Annotated in this window: 14 protein-coding genes and 1 riboswitch; of the genes, 10 read left to right on the top strand and 4 right to left on the bottom strand. The window is 71.0% G+C overall.

The window, feature by feature from the left end:
* Nucleotides 1-41: 41 nt before the first annotated feature.
* From AX737_RS12895 to AX737_RS12850, 10 genes are all read left to right on the top strand, one after another.
* Nucleotides 42-971: a hypothetical protein gene (locus AX737_RS12895; protein WP_066921905.1), complete on the top strand. Its 930-nt coding sequence runs from the start codon at nucleotides 42-44 to the stop codon at nucleotides 969-971.
* A gap of 448 nt (nucleotides 972-1,419) precedes the next feature.
* Entirely contained in the window at nucleotides 1,420-2,826 is a 1,407-nt protein-coding gene (locus tag AX737_RS12890; protein WP_066921907.1) for a dicarboxylate/amino acid:cation symporter, read from the top strand.
* A gap of 8 nt (nucleotides 2,827-2,834) precedes the next feature.
* On the top strand, nucleotides 2,835-3,776 hold the full coding sequence (locus AX737_RS12885; protein ID WP_082773018.1) for an ROK family protein: 942 nt from the start codon (nucleotides 2,835-2,837) through the stop codon (nucleotides 3,774-3,776).
* A gap of 67 nt (nucleotides 3,777-3,843) precedes the next feature.
* Nucleotides 3,844-5,769, top strand: a complete 1,926-nt coding sequence (gene dnaG, locus AX737_RS12880) for a DNA primase (protein WP_066921892.1) — start codon at nucleotides 3,844-3,846, stop codon at nucleotides 5,767-5,769.
* A gap of 199 nt (nucleotides 5,770-5,968) precedes the next feature.
* Entirely contained in the window at nucleotides 5,969-7,963 is a 1,995-nt protein-coding gene (rpoD, locus tag AX737_RS12875; protein WP_066921891.1) for an RNA polymerase sigma factor RpoD, read from the top strand.
* Nucleotides 7,964-8,090: 127 nt separating this feature from the next.
* Complete coding sequence (locus tag AX737_RS12870; protein ID WP_066921890.1) at nucleotides 8,091-9,359, top strand: adenylate/guanylate cyclase domain-containing protein; 1,269 nt, start codon at nucleotides 8,091-8,093, stop codon at nucleotides 9,357-9,359.
* Between the two features lie 132 nt (nucleotides 9,360-9,491).
* A riboswitch (TPP riboswitch) is annotated at nucleotides 9,492-9,622 on the top strand.
* A 68-nt stretch (nucleotides 9,623-9,690) separates the two neighbouring features.
* A complete protein-coding gene (thiO, locus tag AX737_RS12865; protein ID WP_066921889.1) occupies nucleotides 9,691-10,899 on the top strand; it encodes a glycine oxidase ThiO in 1,209 nt (402 codons plus the stop codon).
* On the top strand, nucleotides 10,896-11,108 hold the full coding sequence (gene thiS, locus AX737_RS12860) for a sulfur carrier protein ThiS (RefSeq protein ID WP_066921887.1): 213 nt from the start codon (nucleotides 10,896-10,898) through the stop codon (nucleotides 11,106-11,108). The genes thiO and thiS overlap by 4 nt, the downstream gene beginning before the upstream one ends.
* A 3-nt stretch (nucleotides 11,109-11,111) precedes the next feature.
* Entirely contained in the window at nucleotides 11,112-11,918 is an 807-nt protein-coding gene (locus AX737_RS12855) for a thiazole synthase (protein ID WP_066921885.1), read from the top strand.
* A complete protein-coding gene (locus AX737_RS12850) occupies nucleotides 11,905-12,555 on the top strand; it encodes a thiamine phosphate synthase (protein ID WP_066921883.1) in 651 nt (216 codons plus the stop codon). Before AX737_RS12855 ends, AX737_RS12850 begins: the two co-directional genes overlap by 14 nt.
* A gap of 103 nt (nucleotides 12,556-12,658) precedes the next feature.
* On the opposite strand, the gene AX737_RS12845 is transcribed toward AX737_RS12850, so the two are convergent.
* From AX737_RS12845 to AX737_RS12830, 4 genes are all read right to left on the bottom strand, one after another.
* Complete coding sequence (locus AX737_RS12845; protein WP_066921882.1) at nucleotides 12,659-13,144, bottom strand: hypothetical protein; 486 nt, start codon at nucleotides 13,142-13,144, stop codon at nucleotides 12,659-12,661.
* 66 nt (nucleotides 13,145-13,210) lie between these two features.
* The gene (locus AX737_RS12840; protein ID WP_066921879.1) at nucleotides 13,211-13,960 is read right to left on the bottom strand and encodes a peptidase; all 750 of its coding nucleotides are present in this window, start codon (nucleotides 13,958-13,960) and stop codon (nucleotides 13,211-13,213) included.
* 59 nt (nucleotides 13,961-14,019) lie between these two features.
* Nucleotides 14,020-14,847 (bottom strand): transglutaminase family protein, encoded by an 828-nt coding sequence (locus AX737_RS12835; RefSeq protein ID WP_066921878.1) that lies wholly within the window; start codon nucleotides 14,845-14,847, stop codon nucleotides 14,020-14,022.
* Between the two features lie 26 nt (nucleotides 14,848-14,873).
* The coding region (locus AX737_RS12830; protein ID WP_066921876.1) for an alpha-E domain-containing protein at nucleotides 14,874-15,716 on the bottom strand (843 nt) is incomplete at its 5' end.

Genomic DNA, 15,716 nt, shown 5'->3' with positions numbered 1-15,716 from the left:
GGGCGGCGTACCGCCGGAAGGCTTAAGCGGAGGTAAAGAGTATGAGCGTCGTCCGCCGTTTCCTGATCGCGCCCGCCCTGGTCCGCCTGATCCGCAAGGAGCGCGGCGGGTCGCGCATCACCGAGGGCTACTTCGCGCCGCAGGCCGGCCGCACCTCCTTCGTGCGCGTCGACGGGCAGAACTGCCATCTCGTCCTCACCGTGAAGGGTGCCGACGGTGTGCTCAACGAGGAGCGCACCGAGGTGCCGCGCGCCCACGGCGACGCGCTGCTCGACGTCTGCCCCGGCAAGGCCGCCTACGACCGCACCGCCCTCACCGTCACGGGCCGCGAGGTGCTGATCGACCGCTACGTCAGCCCCGGCACCCTCGACCTCGTCAGCGTCGGCTTCGACAACGAGAACGACGCCCGCGGATTCTCGGTCCCGGCCTGGTTCGGCCGCGAGGTCAGCGAGGACGCCGCCTTCGAGCGTCAGGCGGTGGCGCTTCAGGGCGTGCCGCAGGCCGGCGACGTGGCCCTGAGCAACGCCGCGCTCGACGCGGTGCTCGACCTGCTGGAGCCGCGCTTCGGCTTCGGCCGCTACGGCAACAACACCGCCCCGCGCGCGGCGGAGTCCCGCCCGGAGGGCGACGAGGGCGTCGTGAACTCCCTGCGGCGCATCGCGGGCGGTGGCGCTGCCGGCGCGACGATGGCCGTTCCCGCCGCCGCCGAGCCCGCCTCGGAGCAGCCGGCCGAGCCGTCAGCCCCGGCGCCCGAGCCCGTCGCCGAGCAGGCTCCGGTTCCGGCCTCGGCGCCCGAGGAGCAGCGCCCTACGGACGCGCGCATCGACGACGTGATCGAGAGCCTGTCCCAGGCGCTCGGCGCGGCGATCCAGCAGCCGCAGGAGCCGGCGCAGCCGGCCTCCGGCGAGGATCCGGGCGCGGGCTTCGAGCGCTGGACGGTTCGTCCGCGCCGGACGCAGCCGCAGACCTGAGGCCGGCTCCGCCCGCCCACCACCATCGAACCTTGCTCTCGCCCGGCCGCGCACCCGCGTCGCCGGGCGAAACGCTTCTGGAGAGGCCGACCACGCTCCCGGCCGGCCCGCGCCGGCGCTTCGCGGGGCGGGGGCGAAATCGCACGAACAACTGAACTCCAGCCGCTGGGGCGCGCGCTCGAAAGTCTTGAGGCGTCCATCGTCACGCTTCGACTGCCCGGCTTCGCGCGATATGTCCGAACGACTGCCCTGAGAAACAGCGGGCTTTTGTCACGCATTCCGCGCGGCCGGCCGTCCGGCCGGCGTTGAGGGCCCTCGGCAAAGCCGCTAGAGCAACCCAGGGCGCAGTTTCATCCGCGCCGTTTGAAAAGAATCGAGTGTGTGTCCCCACAGAGGGACCGCGAGGAGGCACGGGGTTTCCCGTGCGCGGGGGGACCGGATGGCCCAGATGACCCAAGCTGCCACGACGAGCCACGCCGAGCCGGCCGGCGGCGCTCCGCGCGAGCCCTGGTACAAGGTGCTCTACATCCAGGTGTTGATCGCGATCGTCCTGGGCGTGGCCGTCGGCTATCTCTATCCCGAGTTCGGCAAGTCGCTCAAATGGCTCGGCGACGCCTTCGTGGCACTCATCAAGATGATGATCGCGCCGATCATCTTCTGCACGATCGTGCACGGGATCGCCTCGATCGGCGACCTCAAGAAGGTCGGCCGCGTCGGCCTGAAGGCGCTGATCTACTTCGAGGTCGTCTCCACCCTGGCGCTGCTCATCGGCATCGTGGTCGGCGAGGTGATCCAGCCGGGCGCAGGCTTCCACGCCGATCCCTCGAAGCTCGATGCCAGCAAGGTCGCGGGCTACGCCCAGAAGGCCGCGGCCGACTCGACCGTCGCCCACATCATGGCGCTGATCCCGAAGAGCTTCTTCGACGCCTTCGCCACCGGCGACCTGCTGCAGGTGCTGCTGATCTCGATCCTCACCGGCGTCGTCGTCACCGGCATGGGCAAGAAGGCGGAGGGCATCGCCCACGCCATCGACATGGCCGGCCAGGTCTTCTTCCGCATCATCGGCCTGATCGTGAAGCTCGCCCCCATCGGCGCCTTCGGCGCGATGGCCTTCACCATCGGCGAGTACGGCATCCAGAAGGTCGTGGACCTCGCCTGGCTCGTCGGCACGTTCTACGTCACCTCGGCCCTGTTCGTGATCGTGGTGCTCGGCTCCATCGCGCGGGTCGCCGGCTTCTCGATCTTCCGCTTCCTGGCCTACATCAAGGACGAGCTGCTCATCGTGCTCGGCACCTCCTCCTCCGAGACGGTGCTGCCGCACATGATGACGAAGATGCGCCGGCTGGGCGCCTCCGACTCGGTCGTCGGCCTCGTCATCCCGACCGGCTACTCGTTCAACCTCGACGGCACCAACATCTACATGACGCTGGCCACGCTCTTCCTGGCGCAGGCCGTCGGCGCCGACCTCTCGGTGGGGCAGTACGCCACCATCATCCTGGTCGCGATGCTCACCTCGAAGGGCGCCTCGGGCGTTACCGGCGCGGGCTTCATCACGCTCGCCGCCACCCTCGCCGCCATTCCGAACAACCCGGTCCCGGTCGCGGCGATGACCCTGGTTCTCGGCATCGACAAGTTCATGTCCGAGTGCCGCGCCATCACCAACCTGATCGGCAACGGCGTCGCCTGCGTGGTGGTCAGCCGCTGGGAGGGCGAGCTCGACACGGCCAAGCTCAATCAGGTGATGGCCCATCCCGTCTCCATCGGCACCGACATCTCGGACCACTCGCCCGAGCCGATGGACACCGACACGCAGAACGCGCCCGCGCCGGGCACGAAGGTCGCCGCGGCCGAGTGAGTGCGGGATTGCGCCTGGGCATCGATCTCGGCGGCACGAAGATCGCCGGGATCGTCCTCGATCAGGCTGGCGCCACCCGGGCGGAGGCGCGGGTGGCGACGCCGCGGGGCGACTACCGGGCCACGCTCCGCGCCGTCGCCGACCTCGTCGCCCGGCTGGAAGCCGAGGCCGGCGGATCCTGCAGCGTCGGCATCGGCATGCCGGGCGCCGTCTCGTCGCGCACGGGGCTCGTGAAGAACGCCAACTCCACCTGGCTCAACGCTCGGCCCTTCCGAGCCGACATCGCCGACATCCTCGGCCGGCCGGTGCGTGTCGAGAACGACGCCAACTGTCTCGCGGTGTCCGAGGCGGTCGACGGTGCTGCGGCCGGCGCCCGCGTCGTGTGGGCCATCATCCTCGGGACCGGCGTCGGCTCCGGCATCGCGATCGAGGCCCGCGCGCTCTCCGGCCGCGACCGCATCGCGGGCGAGTGGGGCCACAATCCCCTCCCCGCCCCGACCGATTCCGAGCGGCCGGGACCGCCCTGCTACTGTGGTCGCTCGGGCTGCATCGAGACGTGGCTCTCAGGGCCGGCCCTGGCCGCCGACCACGCCCGCCGCACCGGCGCGGAGGCCACCGGAGAGGCGGTGATCGCGGCGTTCCGGGCGGGGGACCCGGCGGCGCGGGCGAGCCTCGCGGCCTACCGGGACCGGCTCGGACGCAGCCTGGCCCACGTCGTCAACATCCTCGACCCGGACGTGATCGTGGTCGGCGGCGGCCTCTCGCGGGTGCCCGAACTGCTCGACGACCTCGCCGCCGCGGTCGCGCCCCATGTCTTCTCGGACGCGTTCGACACGCCGATCCGGCCCAGCCTGCACGGCGACGCCTCAGGCGTGCGCGGCGCGGCCTGGCTGTGGAATGGGGACGGTTCAGATCCGCTCTCACCGCAATCCACAGGCGCGGCCGCTTAACCCCGCGGTGGCGACCGTCGCGCTACAATGGCCGGTCCGCCGACGGATTCGCGAACCGCAGAGAGCCGTGCGCTACCCGCCCCACCTCCTGGAAGAGATCCGCAGCCGCCTGCCCGCCTCGGACGTGGTCGGTCGCACGGTGAAGCTGAAGAAGGCCGGCCGCGAGTGGCGCGGGCTGTCGCCGTTCAACGCCGAGAAGACGCCCTCCTTCTACGTGAACGACCAGAAGCAGTTCTTTCACTGCTTCTCCTCCGGCAAGCACGGCGACGTCTTCACCTTCCTGATGGAGACCGAGGGCCTGACCTTCCCGGAGGCCGTCGAGCGGCTGGCCTCCGAGGCCGGCGTCGCGCTGCCCGCCCCCTCCGCCAACACCGCGGCGATCGAGACCAAGCGCCGGGGCGCGATCGAGGTGATGGAACTCGCAGCCCTCTGGTTCGAGGAGCGCCTGCGCGCACCCGTCGGCGCGGGCGCCCGGGAATACCTCGACCGGCGGGGCCTCGGCGGCGAGACGCTGCGCCGCTTCCGCATCGGCTACGCCCCGAGCGAGCGCTACGGCCTGCGCGACTATCTCGCGAGCAAGGACGTCGAGAAGGGTCTGATGGCCGAGCTCGGCCTCCTCGTCTCGGGCGACGACATCGCGGTCCCGTACGACCGTTTCCGCGACCGGGTGATGTTCCCGATCTGCGATGCCCGCGGCCGGGTCATCGCCTTCGGCGGGAGGGCCATGCAGGCGGAGGCCAAGGCCAAGTACCTCAACTCGCCCGAGACCCCGCTCTTCCACAAGGGTCAGGGCCTCTACAACCTGCATCAGGCGCGCAAGGCCGCCCACGAGCGCGGCACCATCCTGGCGGTCGAGGGCTACGTCGATGCCATCGCGATGACGCTGGCCGGCCACCCCAACACCGTGGCGCAGCTCGGCACGGCGGTCACGGAGGAGCAGCTCGCCCTGCTCTGGCGCTACGCCGACGAGCCCATCCTCTGCTTCGACGGCGACAAGGCCGGGCAGCGCGCCGCCCACCGCACGCTGGAGGTGGCGTTACCCCTCCTCACGCCGGGCAAGTCGCTCCGCTTCGCCGTGATGCCCGAGGGCCAGGATCCGGACGACCTCCTGCGCGCGGAAGGACCCGCGGCGATCGATCGGGTGCTCGCGGCGGCCCAGCCGCTCGTCGAGGTGTTCTGGGCCCACGCGCTCGCCGCCGGGCAGACCGACACGCCCGAACGCCGCGCGCGCCTCGCCGCGACGCTGCGCGAGACCGTCGGCTCCATCCGCGACGAGACGGTGAAGCGCTACTACCGCGACGAGATCGAGGAGCGCCTGCGCGGCCTCTCGCCCCGCAACGCCGCGCGCCAGCCCGGCGGCGCCCCGAGGCCGGGGAGCTCTCCCGGCGGGTACGGGGGCGGCTTCCAGCGTCGGCCCCGGCCCGGCGATCCACCCCCCTCCCCGCGGATGCGGGCGGCGCCGAGCCCGTCCATGACCGCCTCGGCGGGCTTTGCGGGCGCCGCCCCGGTGCGCGAGGCGGTGATCGCCGCCCTGCTCCTCGTCCATCCGGACATGATCGGCGCCTTCGCCGACGAGTTGATGGTGCTGGAATTCGAGCACCCGGACGCGCGCGCGATCCTCTCGCTGCTGCTCGATTGCGCGGCCGAGGCCGGCGATCCGGACCGGACGGTGATCGAGGCGCGGCTGGCGCGCGCCGGGCTCGGGGAAGCCGCGGCCCGGCTCACGGCGATGGCGCGCTCGCGCGACTGGCGCACGCTGGAGCCGCATGCCGACCCGGCGCTCCGCGAGGATGCCCTGAGGCAGGCCATGATCTTGCACCGCAAGGCTGGAGCGCTACATAGCGAACTCCGTCAGGCAGAGCGGGCCTTCGCCGAAGAGCCGACCGAGGCGAACTGGTCCTGGCTCTGCCAGGCCAAGGAGGGGCTGGCGATCGTGATAGCGGCAGAGGCGGAGACGACCCCGCCCGAGACGAGCGACTCGACTGTGTCCTGATCCTTGTGCCATTGGCACGGAGGCGCCGCATCTCGTGCGGCATGGTTAACAATCGGTCAAGCGTCACGCTTGCATACGGGACGTGGGACAGGGCGCGGCCGGAAGGTCCGGACGCGCGGCAGGCGCGGTGCGGCGTCGATGATGCGGAGTGGCCGGCAGGCCCCGTCATCGGACCGCCGGGCAAAACAATAGGCTGATCATGGCGACCAAGGCAACGGAACGGGACGAGGCGGACACCGCTCCGGAGCAGCAGACGGATGGACCGCTCCTCGACCTGACCGATGCGTCGGTCAAGCGGATGGTGAAGCTCGCCAAGAAGCGCGGCTACATCACCTACGAGGAGGTCAACGAGGTCCTGCCCGACGGGCAGTCCGACCCGGACCAGATCGAGGACGTGCTGGCCCAGCTCTCCGAGATGGGCATCAACGTCGTCGAGGCCGAGGAGACCGACGAGGCCGCGGCCGAGAAGCCGGCCAACGGCGAGGCCGCCGACGACGAGGAGCCCGAGGGGGCCGAGGTCGCCGAGGTGGCGCCGACCAGCCGGGCGGTCGCCACCACCACCACGACGCGCGAGCCGACCGACCGCACGGACGATCCCGTGCGCATGTACCTGCGCGAGATGGGCTCGGTGGAGCTTCTGTCCCGCGAGGGCGAGATCGCCATCGCCAAGCGCATCGAGGCGGGGCGCGAGGCGATGATCGCGGGCCTCTGCGAGAGCCCGCTGACCTTCCAGGCGATCATCATCTGGCGGGACGAGCTCGTCGAGGGCAAGGTCCTCCTGCGCGACATCATCGACCTTGAGGCCACCTATGCGGGCCCCGACGGCAAGAACGGCCCGCAGCTCGCCGAGGGCGAGAGCGAGGACGGCGAGGATTCCGAGTCGGCGGCGCCCGAGGGCGGCGACGACGAGGACGACATGGAGAACAACGTCTCCCTCGCCGCCATGGAGGCCGAGATCAAGCCGAAGGTCCTCGAGACTTTCGACGCGATCGCCAACAACTACCGCAAGCTGCGCCGGGCCCAGAACGAGGGCTCGGAGCGCCGCGCCGCGGGCGAGCAGAACACCGACGCCCAGAACCAGAAGCAGATCGAGCTGAAGGACACCGTCGTCGCCGACGTGAAGTCCCTCTCGCTCAACAACAACCGCATCGAGGCGCTGGTCGAGCAGCTCTACGACATCAACAAGCGCCTGATCAGCCACGAGGGCCGGCTGATGCGCTACGCCGAGAGCCACGGCGTGGCGCGCGATGAGTTCCTGCGCCACTACCAGGGCTACGAGCTCGACCCGAACTGGATGGAGCGCGTCGGCACGCTCGGCGGCCGCGGCTGGAAGAACCTCGTCGAGAAGGGTGGCCGTCAGGTCGCGACGCTGCGCGAGCAGATCCTGACGCTCGCCTCCGAGACGGGCCTGGAGATCGGCGAGTACCGCCGCATCGTCAACATGGTCCAGAAGGGCGAGCGCGAGGCCCGGCAGGCCAAGAAGGAGATGATCGAGGCCAACCTCCGCCTCGTGATCTCGATCGCCAAGAAGTACACCAACCGCGGCCTGCAGTTCCTGGACCTGATCCAGGAGGGCAACATCGGCCTGATGAAGGCGGTCGACAAGTTCGAGTACCGCCGCGGCTACAAGTTCTCGACCTATGCCACGTGGTGGATCCGGCAGGCGATCACGCGCTCGATCGCCGACCAGGCCCGCACCATCCGCATCCCGGTGCACATGATCGAGACGATCAACAAGATCGTCCGCACCTCGCGTCAGATGCTGCACGAGATCGGCCGCGAGCCGACTCCGGAGGAGCTGGCCGAGAAGCTGGCCATGCCGCTGGAGAAGGTCCGCAAGGTCCTGAAGATCGCCAAGGAGCCGATCTCGCTCGAGACCCCGATCGGCGACGAGGAGGACAGCCACCTTGGCGACTTCATCGAGGACAAGAACGTCGTCCTGCCGATCGACGCGGCGATCCAGTCGAACCTGCGCGAGACCACGACGCGCGTGCTCGCCTCGCTCACGCCCCGCGAGGAGCGCGTGCTGCGCATGCGCTTCGGCATCGGCATGAACACCGACCACACCCTCGAAGAGGTCGGCCAGCAGTTCTCGGTCACCCGTGAGCGCATCCGTCAGATCGAGGCTAAGGCGCTGCGCAAGCTCAAGCACCCGAGCCGGTCGCGCAAGCTCCGCAGCTTCCTCGACAACTGAGCTTTCCCGCCGCGCGTCTTCCATGACGCGCGGCGTCTGCGCTAAGATCCTGGGCGCGACGCCGAGGTGGGGAAGCCCGCATGGCAGCGCGTCTTGCTTTGCCCGGCCGATCCACCACCTTGGCCTTATGCTCGAACGCCGCCCGCCACAGCCCGTACCGCCCACGGCCCTGGCCGACGGGTCGGAGGCGGACGACGTGCCCTTCGGGGCGCTGCAGCCCTGCGTCGCCATCCGCGACTGGCTGCTCAGCGAGGGCGCCCGCCTGCCCCAGGCCGACGACCTCCTCGCCGGCCTCGCCGAGCGCCTCAACCGGATCGGCGTGCCAATCGACCGTGCCTCGACGGCGATCGACACCCTGCACTCGGAATATTCCGGCATCGGCCGCGTCTGGACGCGCGAGGCCGGCTCGACGGTGCGCCTGTTCCCGCACGGCGAGGTCTCGGAGCGCGCCTATCACGAGAGCCCATTCTTCACCGTCCACGAGTCCGGCGAGTGGCTACTGCTGGACCTGACCAGGGCCGGCGAAGACCCCTACAGCATCGTGCCGGAGCTGCGCGCGGCGGGTTACACCCACTACGTCGTGGCGCCGCTCTTCTTCACCAACGGCACCCGCAACGGCATCACCTTCGCGACCCGCAGCCCCGAGGGCTTTCGCGACGAGGACATCGCCATCCTGCGCTTCGTGATGCCGGCGCTCGCCGCCGTGATGGAGATGCGCCTCGTCAACAAGCAGCTCGACCACGTGCTGCGGATCTACGTGGGCGACGAGCCGCACCGGGCGATCCTGTCGGGCGACATCCGGCGGGGACAGGTGAAGCGCATCCGCTCGGCGATCCTGTTCGCCGACATGCGGGACTACACCCGCATCTCCGCCGACATGACGCCCGAGGAGGCCGTGGACCTCCTCAACGTGTTCTTCGACTGCCTCGTGCCGCCGATCGAGCGGGAGGGCGGCGAGGTGCTGAAATATCTCGGCGACGGGCTGCTCGCGATCTTCCGCGAGCCGGGCGACGACCTCGGCGGGGCCGCCAAGGGCGCGTTGACCGCGGCCGAGTCGGCGCTGGCCGCACTCGACGAGGCCAACGCTCTGCACCTCTTCTCCGTGCCGGTCACCGCCGGCATCGCGCTCCATCACGGCGAGGCCGCCTACGGCAACGTCGGCTCGGGCCAGCGGCTCGACTTCACGGTGATCGGCCGCGACGTGAACCTCGCCAGCCGCCTGTCGCGCCTCAACCGGCTGCTCGGCGAGCCGCTGCTGATGTCGAAGCCCTTCGTGGATTTCCTCTGGGGCGACCCGGAGCATTGCGGCGAGCACCAGCTCGACGGATTCGACGAGCCGATGGCCGTGTACAAGCCGAAGGCGAAGGCGGCGGTGCTGGAACGCCTGCGGGCTTGAGCCCGAGCGACAGCCCTCGCGGTCGCCCTCCCCCGCAGAGGGGGGAGGGAGATGCTGATTCCCGTGCTCTCCCAAACCCCTCCCCTCTCATATCCCCGTACTTGACCCGATCGCCCGCCGGGTCCACATCACGCCTGTTCCAGGGAGATCCCCGGCAAGGGGCTGAGAAACCGCTGGCACGCTCGTCTCTGAGCCTGCGGCGCGGAAATCCTTCGAACCTGATCCGGCTCATACCGGCGTAGGGATTGGACCGGGGCCCCGTGACGGGCCCGCGCGCTTCACCAGGAAGCGATGGCCACCGATCCCTGCGGGCAGACGCGGAGATCGCAGCGTGGCAGACTGGCCCGCCTCACCCATCGGACAGCGCCGCGGCCTCGGCGAGGCCGGCGAAGCGCAGGGCCTACCGGAGCGCGCGGACGTCGCGGTCGTCGGCGGCGGCCTGATCGGGCTCGCCAGCGCGTGGCGGCTTGCCCGTTCCGGCAAGAGCGTTGTGGTGGTCGAGCGGGAGCGCGTCGGCGCGGGCGCGAGCCTTGCCGCCACGGGCATGCTGGCGCCCGCCGCCGAGCACGAGCCGGGCTCCGACCTGCTCCTGCCGCTCGCCCTCGATTCGCTCGCCCGCTGGCCGGACTTTCGCGACGACCTTCAGGCGGCCTCCGGCATCGATATCGACTACCGCCAGGAGGGCACGCTGGTGCTGGCCATCGGCCGGGACGAGGTCGAGCGCCTGCGCTTCCGCTACGACCTGCAGCGCCGCTCCGGTGTCGCCGCCGAGTGGCTCGCCGGCACCGAGGTGCGCCGTCGCGAGCCGACGCTCCGCCCCTCGGTGACGGCGGGCGTGTTCTGCCCGCTCGACCATCAGGTCGATCCCCGCAAGGTGATGCGGGCGCTGGTGGCGGCCTGCCGGGCGGCCGGCGTCGCCGTGGTGGAGGGCTGCGCCGCGACCGGGCTCGACTGGACCGGCTCCCGCGTCACCGGCCTCGCGACGGAGCGCGGCACGATCGCGGCCGGGACCGTGGTGCTGGCGAGCGGTGCCTGGAGCGGCGCGGCCGGCCTTCTGCCCGACCACCTCGCCCTGCCGGTGCGCCCGCTCAAGGGCCAGTCGCTGGCGCTGCGCACCACCCGGCAGACCGGCACGCTCGCCCACATGGTCTGGACCGAGCAGGTCCACATGGCGCCGAAGGGCGACGGGCACCTGATCGTCGGCGCCACGGTCGAGGATTGCGGGTTTCGCGAGGGCGTCACCGCGGGCGGGCTCTACGCGCTGCTCGAAGGCGCGCGCCGAGTTCTGCCGGGCATCGAGGAGATGGCGGTCGAGGCCGTGTGGAGCGGCTACCGCCCGACCTCGGACGACGACGCACCGATCATCGACACCCTGGCGCCGGGCCTCGTGGCGGCCACCGGCCACCACCGCAACGGCTACCTGCTGGCGCCCGCAACCGCCGACGCGGTGGCCGCTCTCCTCACCACCGGCGCGCTCCCCGAGATAGCCCGCCCCTTCACGCTCGCCCGCTTCCGGGCCGAGGCGCGGGCCATCGCATGAGCATCCTCGTCAACGGCGAGCCGCGCGAGCACGCGGCCGAAACCGTCGCGGCGGTGTTCCGGGCCGAGGCCGTGGAGAGCGGTATCGAGAGCCCGGAGGGCGTCGCCATCGCGCTGAACGGCCGTGTGGTGCGCCGCCGGGACTGGGAGGCGACGCCCGTGCGCGACGGCGACCGCATCGAGATCGTCCGCGCCATGCAGGGAGGCTAGAGCATGAGCGAGCAGAACACCGTCACCCCGCTGCGGCCCGGGACGGACGACCCGCTGGTGATCGCGGGCGTGCCGCTGGGAAGCCGCCTGTTCATCGGCACAGCCGGCTACCCGAGCCAGGCGATCATGCGCGATGCCGTCGAGGCCAGCGGGGCGGAGGTCGTCACCGCCTCGATCCGCCGTGTCTCGCTCCAGGGCCACGGCTCGGATACGGTCAAGATCCTCAAGGGCAAGCGCTTCCTGCCCAACACCGCCGGCTGCGAGACCGCCCGCGACGCGATCATGACCGCCGAGCTCGCCCGCGAGGCGCTCGACACGACCTGGATCAAGGTCGAGGTGATCGGCGACCGCGAGACCCTCTACCCGGACGTCGCCGAATTGATCGAGGCTTGCCGCCACCTCGTGGACGACGGCTTCACGGTGCTGCCCTACTGCAACGACGACCCGATCGTCTGCCAGCGCCTCGAAGACATCGGCTGCGCCGCCGTGATGCCGATGGGATCGCTGATCGGCTCCGGCATGGGCGTGGCGAACCCGGCCAATCTCGAGCTGATCTGCCGCCGCGCCCGCGTGCCGGTGGTGGTCGATGCCGGCATCGGCACGGCCTCCGACGCGGTGATCGCGATGGAGCTCGGCGCCTCGGCCTGCCTCATCAACACCGCGGTGGCGAAGGCCGACGATCCGGTCCGCATGGCCCGCGCCATGCGTCGCGCCGTCGAGGCGGGGCGCGACGCGCATCTTGCGGGCCGCATCCCCAGGCGCGGCCGGGCCGAGCCGTCGAGCCCGCAGCTCGGCCTTGTCGGCTCTTAGCCTTCCGGGGCCGCTCCTCGTCGTCACCGACCGGCTCGGCTCGGACCGCTCGCTCGCCGACACGGTGGCGGCCTGCCTCGATGGCGGCGCCCGCTGGGTCTGGTTCCGCGACCGGGACCTCGATCCGGCCGAGCGCCGCCGCCTCGGCGCGACCCTGCTCGGCCTGACACGGGCGGCCGGTGCGCGGCTGACGATCGGCGGCGACCTCGACCTCGCGGCGGAACTCGGCGCTGATGGCGTGCATCTCGGCGGCGGCCAGCATGACCGGATCGCCGCGGCCCGCGCGCGTCTGGGACCGGCCGCCCTCGTCGGCGTCTCGGCCCACACGCTCGCCGAGGTCGCCCGCGCCGCCTTCGAGGGCGCCGATTACGCCACCCTGAGCCCGATCTTCGCCAGCGCGAGCAAGCCGGGCTACGGGCCGGCCCTCGGTCCCGACGCGATCCGGGACGCGGCCGCCACGGGGTTGCCGATCGTGGCGCTCGGCGGCGTCTCGGCCGAGACGTTGGATGCCTGCCTCGCGGCCGGCGCCAAGGCCGTCGCGGTGATGGGCGGCCTGATGCGCGCACCCGATCCGGCCGTGGCGACGCGCCGCCTGCTCGGACGGTTTCCGGTCAATCGGTTCGGAGATGTCGCCTGAACCGCGCCGAGGCACGTGGCCGCCCTATGCGATTGCCCTGACCTTCGGGAGAGGGGACCCCGCGCCTTCTCCCGGATCGGATCCGCAAAACTGGTCCCCCGCATCAGGATCCGGCCGGGCGCCGCATGATCCGGGGCCGCCAGACGCCGAGCACGACGTTGGCGGTGGCGACCGCGAGGATCACCCAGAGCGTGCCACGCTCGGCCCCGAGCGACTGGGCGAGCGTCGCGGGATCGACCGTTCCGGCGAGCGCGGCCGCGCTGCGCCGTGCCTCCTCCTGCATCGGCCCCAGGATGCCGACGAAGCCGGATTCGAAGACGAGGATGCCGGTGGCGAGCTTCAGGAGTGCCCAGCCCGCGCTGTGGAAGGCCCGGTTGAAGGCGATGGCGAGAAGCCCCGAGAGCAGCACCAGGGCGAGCGAAGGAAAGAAGATCCAGGTCGCGATCGCCCCCATCGCGCCGCGCATCAGCGCGTACCCCTGGAGGGCGGTCGGCGGCGGCGCGAGGGCGAGCAGCACGAGGAGCGTGGCCATCGCCCCCATGAGACCGATCGCCCCCATCGTGTGGAGGAATTTGAGAAGGCGCCGCACGTCGTCCGCACGAATCCCCGCATTCGGCCGACAGCCTAGCGCGGGCGGAGGACGCGCGGTAGCGGCCTACTTCGCCGCGGGCCCGTAGGGCGGTCGCGGGATCGCCCGGTGGGCGGCCCGGAGCGCCGCCGACCAGCGCTCGCGCAGGTCGTGGAAATAGGTTTCGCCGGCCTCGATCCGGTGGTTCACCTCGAGCGTCAGGGCGCCGCGGCGCGCCACCGCGATGTCGAGCGGCAGGCCGACGCCGAGATTCGAGCGCATGGTGGAATCCATCGAGACGAGCCCGATCTTCAGCGCGTCGTAGAGGTCGGTCTCGAACTTCACCGCCCGGTCGAGGATCGGCTTGCCGTATTTGTGCTCGCCGATCTGCAGGAAGGGCGCGTCGGTCGAGCACTCGATGAAGTTGCCGGCCGAGTAGATCAGGTAGAGCCGCATCGGCTCGTCGCCGATCTGGCCACCGAACAGCAGCGAGATCGAGAAGCGGATCTGCGCCGCCTCGAAGCCGGCCCGCTCGATGCTGCGCACCCGCCGGATCGCCCGGCCGACGAGCTGGGCCGCCTGGAACATCGTCGGAGCCTCGACGAGCTTGGCCGGCGGCTCGCCGTCGTCGCCCGGCACGCCCTCCGACAGGAGGCTCAGGACCGATTGCGTGACTGAGAGGTTGCCGGCCGAGGCCAGCATCATCACGCGCTCGCCGGGCACGTTGAAGTGGTGCAGCTTGCGGTAGGTCGAGATGTCGTCGAGCCCCGCATTGGTGCGGGTATCGGCCACCATCACGAGCCCGTCCTCGACGAGCAAACCGACGCAGTAGGTCATGGCAGGGGTCAGCTTCTCGTCCGCTGCCGGGGCGGACGCCTGGAGAGAATCGGGGACGCTCAGGATTGCCGGGCGGCCTGGGCTTGCTCCACCTTGAGCGTGACGTCCAGCGTCTCGGTGCCGCCGCCGGTGCGGCTGCCGCGGATCGGGGCCGCGCCGAGATAGTCGAGGCCGCTCGCCACACGGACGTAGTGCTCCGAGGTCCCCTCCCCGTGGGCTGGGTCGAAGGCGACCCAGCCGAGATCGGGTACCAGCGCCTCGGCCCAGCCGTGCGGCGTCTCCGCGCCGTCCGCCTCGTCCTCCCGCTTGCGGTAGCCGGAGACGTAGCGGGCCGGGATCTCCAACTGGCGGGCCGCCGTGATGAAGACGTGCGCGACGTCCTGGCAGACGCCGCGCCCGGCCTCGAAGGCCTTGGCCGCGGTGACCGCCGCGCTTGCCGGACCCCGCTCGAAACGCACCCGCTCGTGGACCGCCGCGAGCAGCCGGTGGAGCATCGGCAGCGCCGCGCGCTCGCCCGCATCCCGGACCTGCGCGGCGAAATCCTGGATGTCCTGGCTCGCCACGCAGAGGTCGGTCTCGCGCAGGTAGAACAGGTCCGGCAGCCGCTCGACCGCACCGCGCACGATGCCGTGGCTCTCGAGCGTATCGACCTCGCCGGTGACCCGGATGGTCAGCGCGTCGGCGGGCTCGTCCGGGGTGAACCAGTGCACGACGTTGCCGAACCCGTCCTCGCGCTCGGTGAGGCGGCCATCGACGGAGGTGTCGATGCGCCAGCGCCGGACATACTGCCCGTCATGGTCCCGCGGCGTCATGCGCAGGACCTGGATCAGGCCGCGGGCCGGATGCTCGTAGGTGTAGTGGGTCTCGTGGACGACGCTGAGGCGCATGCGGAATGTCTCACCGGTTGGCGGCGTCAGACCAGGTACTGGTCGGCGATCGCCTGCCCGACCCGGTTGTTCTCGCCGATGAAGGCGGTCACGAACTCGTGCAGGCCGGCTGCGAAGATCCGATCGATGTCCTCGCCCTCCAGGCGCGCCAGCATGTTGCTGGCGAGTCGCTGGCTCGGGCCGCGCCGCCCGTAGGCGTCGGCTATCAGGTCGAGATGCTCCACCAGCATGCCGTAGCAGTTGGCGAAGGAGCGCGGCATCTGCCGGTTCAGGATGAGGAGGTCGGCCACCAGCAGCGGCTTGATGCTCTCCCGGTAGACCCAGTGATAGGCGTTGAAGGCCGAGACCTCGCGCAGGATCGTGGTCCACTGGAAGTAGTCGAGGCTGCCGCCGACCTTCTCGCTCGCCGGCAGCAGGATCTGGTACTTCACGTCGAGGATGCGGGCGGTGTTGTCGGCCCGCTCGATCGCCGTGCCGAGCCGGGTGAACCAGTAGGCGTCGTTGCGCAACATCGTGCGGTAGGCCGAGCCGTCGAAGGTCAGCGAGATGCCCTTCACCCAGTCGAGGAAGCGCGAGAACTCGTCCCGTGTCAGGTCGCGGCCCTCGTAGGAGCGCAGTTCCAGCCACGCGCCGTTGATCGCGTCCCACATCTCGGTGGTGAGCGCGGTGCGGACCGAGCGGGCGTTCTCGCGCGCCGTCTCGATGCAGGTGCGGATCGAGGACGGGTTCTTCGGGCTGAAGGCCAGGAAGTCGCAGACCGTGTGGCTGTTGACCGTGTCGTAATGCGCCTTGAAGGCGTCGGTATCGCCCGCGGAGGCGAGCGCGGAGGCCCACTCGTTGGTCTCGCCGCCCCCGTAGCTCGTCGGCAG

The sequence above is a fragment of the Methylobacterium sp. CCH5-D2 genome, from assembly GCF_001556475.1.
Classification (GTDB): domain Bacteria; phylum Pseudomonadota; class Alphaproteobacteria; order Rhizobiales; family Beijerinckiaceae; genus Methylobacterium; species Methylobacterium hispanicum.
Note: the sequence above shows the minus strand (reverse complement) of the source record. Positions and strands in the feature narration are given on the sequence as shown.